This is a genomic window from Methanobrevibacter sp. (assembly GCF_045120835.1).
Taxonomy (GTDB): Archaea; Methanobacteriota; Methanobacteria; order Methanobacteriales; family Methanobacteriaceae; genus Methanocatella.
In genome coordinates, this window is the sequence record NZ_JBGVFE010000010.1 from 20915 (window position 1) to 27385 (window position 6471).

General features: G+C 36.6%; 9 protein-coding genes. 7 read left to right on the plus strand and 2 right to left on the minus strand.

Annotated features, from left to right (window positions below):
- The first annotated feature begins 4 nt into the window (after positions 1 to 4).
- The 7 genes from ACJMLO_RS01025 to ACJMLO_RS01055 all read left to right on the plus strand — a co-directional run bounded on the left by ACJMLO_RS01025 (position 5) and on the right by ACJMLO_RS01055 (position 5509).
- Complete coding sequence (locus ACJMLO_RS01025) at positions 5 to 772, plus strand: sugar phosphate nucleotidyltransferase (RefSeq protein WP_405293044.1); 768 nt, start codon at positions 5 to 7, stop codon at positions 770 to 772.
- Positions 773 to 910: 138 nt separating this feature from the next.
- Positions 911 to 2263, plus strand: a complete 1353-nt coding sequence (gatB, locus tag ACJMLO_RS01030) for an Asp-tRNA(Asn)/Glu-tRNA(Gln) amidotransferase subunit GatB (RefSeq protein WP_405293046.1) — start codon at positions 911 to 913, stop codon at positions 2261 to 2263.
- 11 nt (positions 2264 to 2274) lie between these two features.
- Positions 2275 to 3081, plus strand: a complete 807-nt coding sequence (locus ACJMLO_RS01035; protein WP_405279595.1) for a CBS domain-containing ParB/RepB/Spo0J family partition protein — start codon at positions 2275 to 2277, stop codon at positions 3079 to 3081.
- A complete protein-coding gene (hisE, locus tag ACJMLO_RS01040; protein WP_405293048.1) occupies positions 3082 to 3372 on the plus strand; it encodes a phosphoribosyl-ATP diphosphatase in 291 nt (96 codons plus the stop codon).
- Between the two features lie 18 nt (positions 3373 to 3390).
- A complete protein-coding gene (locus tag ACJMLO_RS01045; RefSeq protein WP_405293050.1) occupies positions 3391 to 4155 on the plus strand; it encodes an ABC transporter permease in 765 nt (254 codons plus the stop codon).
- A gap of 9 nt (positions 4156 to 4164) precedes the next feature.
- Entirely contained in the window at positions 4165 to 5028 is an 864-nt protein-coding gene (locus tag ACJMLO_RS01050; RefSeq protein ID WP_405293052.1) for an ABC transporter ATP-binding protein, read from the plus strand.
- Positions 5021 to 5509, plus strand: a complete 489-nt coding sequence (locus ACJMLO_RS01055) for a hypothetical protein (protein WP_405293054.1) — start codon at positions 5021 to 5023, stop codon at positions 5507 to 5509. The genes ACJMLO_RS01050 and ACJMLO_RS01055 overlap by 8 nt, the downstream gene beginning before the upstream one ends.
- On the opposite strand, the gene ACJMLO_RS01060 is transcribed toward ACJMLO_RS01055, so the two are convergent.
- Positions 5506 to 6066, minus strand: coding sequence for a GNAT family N-acetyltransferase (locus ACJMLO_RS01060; RefSeq protein WP_405293056.1), 561 nt, complete (start codon positions 6064 to 6066; stop codon positions 5506 to 5508). The two genes, ACJMLO_RS01055 and ACJMLO_RS01060, sit on opposite strands and share 4 nt — an antisense overlap.
- On the minus strand, positions 6067 to 6471 hold a 405-nt coding region (larB, locus tag ACJMLO_RS01065; RefSeq protein WP_405293058.1), incomplete at its 5' end, for a nickel pincer cofactor biosynthesis protein LarB. It abuts the gene before it with no gap.

Consider the following 6471-nt stretch of genomic DNA (forward strand, 5'->3'; position numbering starts at 1 on the left):
TATGATGATTGGAGTAATTTTATCAGCTGGAATGGGGACCAGACTAATGCCCCTTACAAAGGACATTCCTAAACCTTTGCTTGAAGTAAACGGAATGACCTTGCTTGAAAGAATGATGAAAAACCTGATGAACTCAGACATTAAGGATTTCATCGTAATTGTCGGATACAATAAAGAAAAGGTAATTGATTTGGCTCCGAAATTGGAGGAAAAATATTCAATTAACATTAAAATCTTGGAAAACGAAAGATACGATGTCACAAATACATCAGTGTCAACCTACATTGCAAGCAAATATATTGAAGAAAACGGATTAGACGATTTCATACTGATTAATGGGGACAATGTGGTTGATCCTGAAATCATTACAAGAATCGCCGAAAGAGAAAATACCAGCATGATTGTTGATAACTTCAAGGATTTGAATGAAGAATCATTTAAATTAATAATTGAAAATCAAACATTCAATGAAGATAAAAGCATAGCCAATGGAACCATCAAGGAAATTGGAAAAGGAATTGACATTCCAAGTTCCACCGGCGAATTTATTGGCGTTTCAAAAGTTGCCAAAAAAGACATTCCCGAATTTAATGAAATTCTTGAAGAATTAATGGAAGACGATGAACAAAATTATTATGACTTCGCATACAAAACATTGAGTAAAATCAGTCCAATTGACTTTGTTTTAACAAATGGACTTAAATGGACTGAAATTGATGACCACAATGACTGGAATCAAGCACAAAAGCTAATCGATGAATTCGAAAATTAATTCATCACTTTTTTTATTTTTTAAAATTCGATTAAAAACCCCTATTTTTAACAATATTTATAAATTGAAATTAACAAATATAATGATAATATAAAAAGTTATCCTAATGGAGGAATTATTATTAGTGACGATGTCGATATGATGTGTGGACTTGAAATCCACGTACAATTAGAAACTGAATCAAAATTATTCTGTGATTGTCCTACAAATTATCAGGACGCACCTATTAATACAAACATCTGTCCAGTTTGTCTTAATCAACCAGGTGCAAAACCACATCCTACAAATGAAAAAGCACTTGAAAACGCATTGATGATTGCTTTAATGCTTAACTGTGAAATTGACCAAGATGTTATTTATTTCATGAGAAAACATTACGATTATCCTGACTTGCCGTCAGGTTATCAGAGAACTTCCGTTCCTATTGGAATTAACGGTGAATTGAACGGAATCAGAATTAGAGAAATTCACGCAGAAGAAGATCCGGGCCAGTTCAAACCGGACAGAGGTACTGTCAACTTTAACCGTTCAGGAATTCCGCTTGTGGAAATCGTTACCGAACCGGACATCAAATCTCCTGAAGAAGCAAGAAACTTCTTAAAAGAGTTAATCCGTGTTTTACAATACAGTGGAGGAGCACGTGGTGAAGGTACTATGAGAGCAGACGTTAACATTTCCATCAATGGAGGAAACAGAGTGGAAATGAAAAACGTGAACTCCATCAAAGGCGCATACAAAGCATTGAAATTCGAACTCATAAGACAAAAGAACCTTATGAAAAGAGGAGTTGAAGTTAAACAGGAAACCCGTGCTTACCTGGAAAGTCAAATGATTACTGTCGGTATGAGGATGAAAGAAGATGCCGACGATTACCGTTTCATTACCGATCCCGACTTGCCTCCAATGAAAATTTCTGATGAAACCATTCAAAGAATATTGGATACCATGCCTGAAGCGCCTCACAATAAGGTAAACAGATTCATTGAGGATTATGGCATTGATGAGGAATCAGCTAAAGTATTAACTTCCGAGCTTGATTTGGCTATTGCTTATGAAGAAGTTGCAAAAGAAGTAGATTCCAAATTTGCTGCAAAATGGATGAGAGATGAACTTAAAAGAGTTTTATCTTACAACAAACTAGACTTTGCAGACAGCGGAATTACTTCAGATGATTTAATCGAATACCTGAAAATGATTGAATCAAAAGAGATTACAGCCAAAGCGGCCCATAAAATTATTGAACAAATGCCAAACAATGACAAATCCCCTAAGGCCATTGCTGAAGAAATGGGATTGCTTGGTGTGGTAAATGAAGATGAAGTTTTAAATGCCGTTAAACAGGCAATTGATGAAAATCCAAAAGCTGTTGATGATTACCTAGCTGGCCAAAAGGCCTCACTTAACTTCCTAGTCGGTCAGGTTATGAGATTAACCCGTGGAAAAGCAGACCCTGGTGAGACTGTAAAACTTTTAAAAGAAAATATTGAATAGGAGGAGAGCATATGGCAAAGAACAAATCTTTTGTAAAAGATTACATGACCAAAGATGTTATAAGCGTCTCCCCAGATACTGAAACTGATACGATTATTGATTTAATGAAAGAAAGTCACCACAACAGTTATCCCGTTGTAAAAGACGGAAAATTAGTGGGAATGGTGACCGCTTTCGATATCGTTGCAAAAGAATGGGCAGACACAGTTTCAGGAATAATGAGTACAAAGTTGGTTGTCGCAAATCAGGATTTATCAATCAATGACGCTTCAAGAGTCATGTTTAGAAGAGGCATCTCACGCATGCCCGTTGTAGATACCGACGGGTCATTGGTTGGAATCATTACAAATACCGATATGGTAAGATCCCATATTGAACGGTCAACTCCAAATAAAGTGGAATACTTCAAAAAGACAATGGAACAGTTATATGGCATCAAAACCACATTAAGACACATTCCGGTTGAAACCAATAAATTAAGACCTACCCAAGACAGAGTCTATGCTGACGAGCTTGAAGGTAGGGCATATGAACTGGAAAAAGGATTGGCTGAACCTGCAATTGTCGTTAAAACCGGAGACAGATGGATTTTGGTTGACGGTCACCACAGAGCAGTGGCTTCAGCGCAAAGAGGATATGAAACCGTTGACTCCTATGTGGTTGACTTGGGACAGGACATTAAGTTAGGTATGGAAAAGACCGCCGACAAAGCAGGAATTAAAACATTCGACGATATCGAAATCATCGATGATGATAAACATCCATTAATCGCACTTACAGAAAGCTTGCAGGACCAAGAATCCAAGGGTGATGACTAAATGAGTGACGACAAAGTCATTAGAGAGGTTTATGAAGTATTGGAATCAAGAAGAGACAATCCAATTGATTCATACACTTCCAACATCATGCAAGACAGTGACAAAAAGGCAGAAGACAAGATACTTGAAAAAATAGCCGAAGAAGCTGGAGAAGTATTGATCGCTTCTAAAAATGACGAAAATTTAGTTTATGAATCTGTCGATTTAATCTTTCATACATTATTGCTTTTAGCCTATAAAGGTGTTGAAATCGATGATGTTTTTGATGAATTTGAAAGACGCAGAAAATAGAAAAAAGTGGTTATAATAATGTTTGACACATTTGCCGAGAAGAAATTTCTATTAAGAGAATTGGTTAAAAAAAACCTGACATCCAAATATAAGGATTCAGTTTTAGGTATCCTCTGGAGTTTTTTTAATCCGTTGCTAACCATGTTAGTTTTTACAGCAGTATTTTCAATGCTGTTTGGAAAAAATGTTGTAAACTATCCGGTTTACTATTTAGCAGGTAGGATAATTTTCGATTTATTTAATCACGGTACCAAAGGCGCAATGAATTCTATCCGGAAAAATGCACGTTTGCTTAAAAAAATCTATGTGCCGAGAGGGATGTTTCCAGTCAGCGCCATATGTTATGAATTTGTAAACTTCCTGATATCCTTTGTAATATTATTCGGAGTTATGCTGATTCTGCGCGCTCCATTCCACTATACTCTAATATATTCCATTTTTCCAATTTTCCTAACTATAATATTGGTATTTGGAATAGGATTGATTTTAGCGGTCTGCAACACATATTTCACAGATATCGGATACCTGTATAACGTATTTACATTAGTATTGCTATATGCATCCGCATTGTTCTATCCGATTGAAATCGTTCCAACCAAGTTTCAGTTAATATTTTCACTGAATCCCGTTTACTGTGCGATGACATGCCTCAGGCAATGCGTCTACGGAGTAGTGCCGAGTTTCTCAACATTACTGTACATAGCAGTCTTTGCATTTACAACATTGGGAATCGGACTTCTGATGTTTAACATTTACAGCAAAAAATTAACTTTAGAATTATAGAGGGGTTATATGAGTATAAAAGATAAATTAACAAAGATTATAGGAAATAATGATTTAAACTACACACATGACCCCAATAGTGATGTTGCCATTAAAGTGGAACATTTAACCATGGAATTTAAATCATCTCACGATAAGGTAGATACGTTAAAAGAATATCTTGTCCGAACCATTAAACGGGACAAGACTGGCGCAAAAAAAGTCACAATTCTCAAGGATATCTCCTTTTCAATCAACAGAGGAGAAAAATTGGGAATTCTTGGATTCAACGGTGCCGGAAAAAGTACTCTTTTGAGAATCATCGCCGGAATTTATGAACCTACACACGGTAAAATTACAATAAATGGTAAAATCGCCCCATTACTTGAATTGAATGCCGGTTTTGATAAGAATTACACCGGAAAAGACAATATTTACTTAAATGGTGCCCTGTTAAGTATGGATAAAGAGTTCATCGATGAAAAATATGATGAAATTGTGGAATATTCGGAGCTTGGAGACTATATAAATGTCCCAATCAAAAACTATTCAAAGGGTATGAAAGCGAAATTGGGCTTTTCAATAGCCACACTCATAAATCCCGACATATTGATTATAGATGAGATATTATCTGTAGGAGACATCAAATTCAGGAAAAAAAGTGGTGAAACACTCAATAACATGATGGCAGATGGTGTTACAGTCCTGCTGGTTTCACATTCAATCAACCAGGTAAGAAGAATATGTGACAAATGCATCTGGATTGACAATGGAGAACTGATTATGGAAGGAGATGTCGACGAGGTCTGCGACGCTTATGTTGAAGATGCAAACTATTCCAAAATCAAACGAGAAAGAAGAATTAAAAAGAAACTGAGGAAAAAATATGGATAAACGATGGATATTGATTTTAATTATCGTACTGGCAGGAATCGGATGCATGTATTTCGTCGTAAGTTCATCCCCTACCGTTGGAAAAGCGGTTACCGTTGCTGACGAGATGACAATAACCTTGCCCACCGGATTCAACCTGCTGAAAAACGATGACAAGGATGTCATTTTAATAGATCATCAAAATCACACCGCCCACATTAGAATTATAGGATTGGGAGATACAACTACAAAGGAATTCGATGCAAAACTGGACTCGCTGAAAAAGGATTCTGAAATCGAAATTCAAAAAACAGATAAAAACGATACCGGAAAAATCATTTTCTATAAAAATGTAACCAGCGGCAATGAATACTCCCTGACCTATTTCGTTAAGGAAAATCGTACCATTAGCATGAAAATGGACATATACGACAATTGGGAAAAAGATTGGAATTTTATAATTGATACACTTGTGCACAACTTCAAACAGAATAAGGATTAGTCTAATTTCAGCTCCATGTTGTGCATTCCCCTTTCAAATTTTCCAATTTTTACTCTTTTTTTATTGAATTCCCTAAATCCCATTTTTTCATATAATCTTTTGGCACTTTTGTTTCTAAAATCAGCATCCAAAATTATTCGGCCAATATTTTCGGATTTTGCCCAATCGATTAGTTCTTTTAAAACCAATTTGCCTAAACCCTGACCCCTCAATGATTGGTCAATGGCCAATTCGGCCAGGTACAAATCACCAGGACCAACGTCACACAAAACAAAATAATCAAGAATATCCACAATCAGCAATCTTAACGATTTGAAATTGAAATGTCTTGGAAACCTGTCCACATAATAAATCAGAATGCCTATAATCTCCCCATCTTCATTCAAAATTACCAGAAAGTTTTCATAATCCTCATCCAGAAGACTTTTGGAGATTCTATCGATGGCAGTATCCCTTGAGTTGAAAAGCATGTCAAAAGTTCTAAAATCAACATCATAAACTAATCTGGCAACCCTTGACACGTCATGAATCTTGGGATTGAAGGTTTCATATATCATTTAATCACTGTTGACAATAGTTAAAGCAAAAACTCCTGCGCCAAATCCATTATCAATGTTTACAACTGCAATTCCCGGCGCACAAGACTGAAGCATTGCATCAAGAGCCACCCTTCCACCTTCGCCAACTCCATAGCCTACTGAAGTCGGAACAGCAATTACCGGCACATCCACAAGGCCAGCCACAACTGAAGGAAGCGCACCTTCCATTCCTGCACACACTATAAATGCCCTGACGCCTTCAGAAACCATATGAGCAATTTGGGGAAACAGCCTGTGAATTCCTGCAACACCAATATCATATGATGTGATTGCCTCACAGCCACCTTCCTCTACAATGACCCTCGCTTCTTCGGCAATATTGATGTCTGAGGTTCCTGCAGTTATAATTCCGATTTTTGCAAT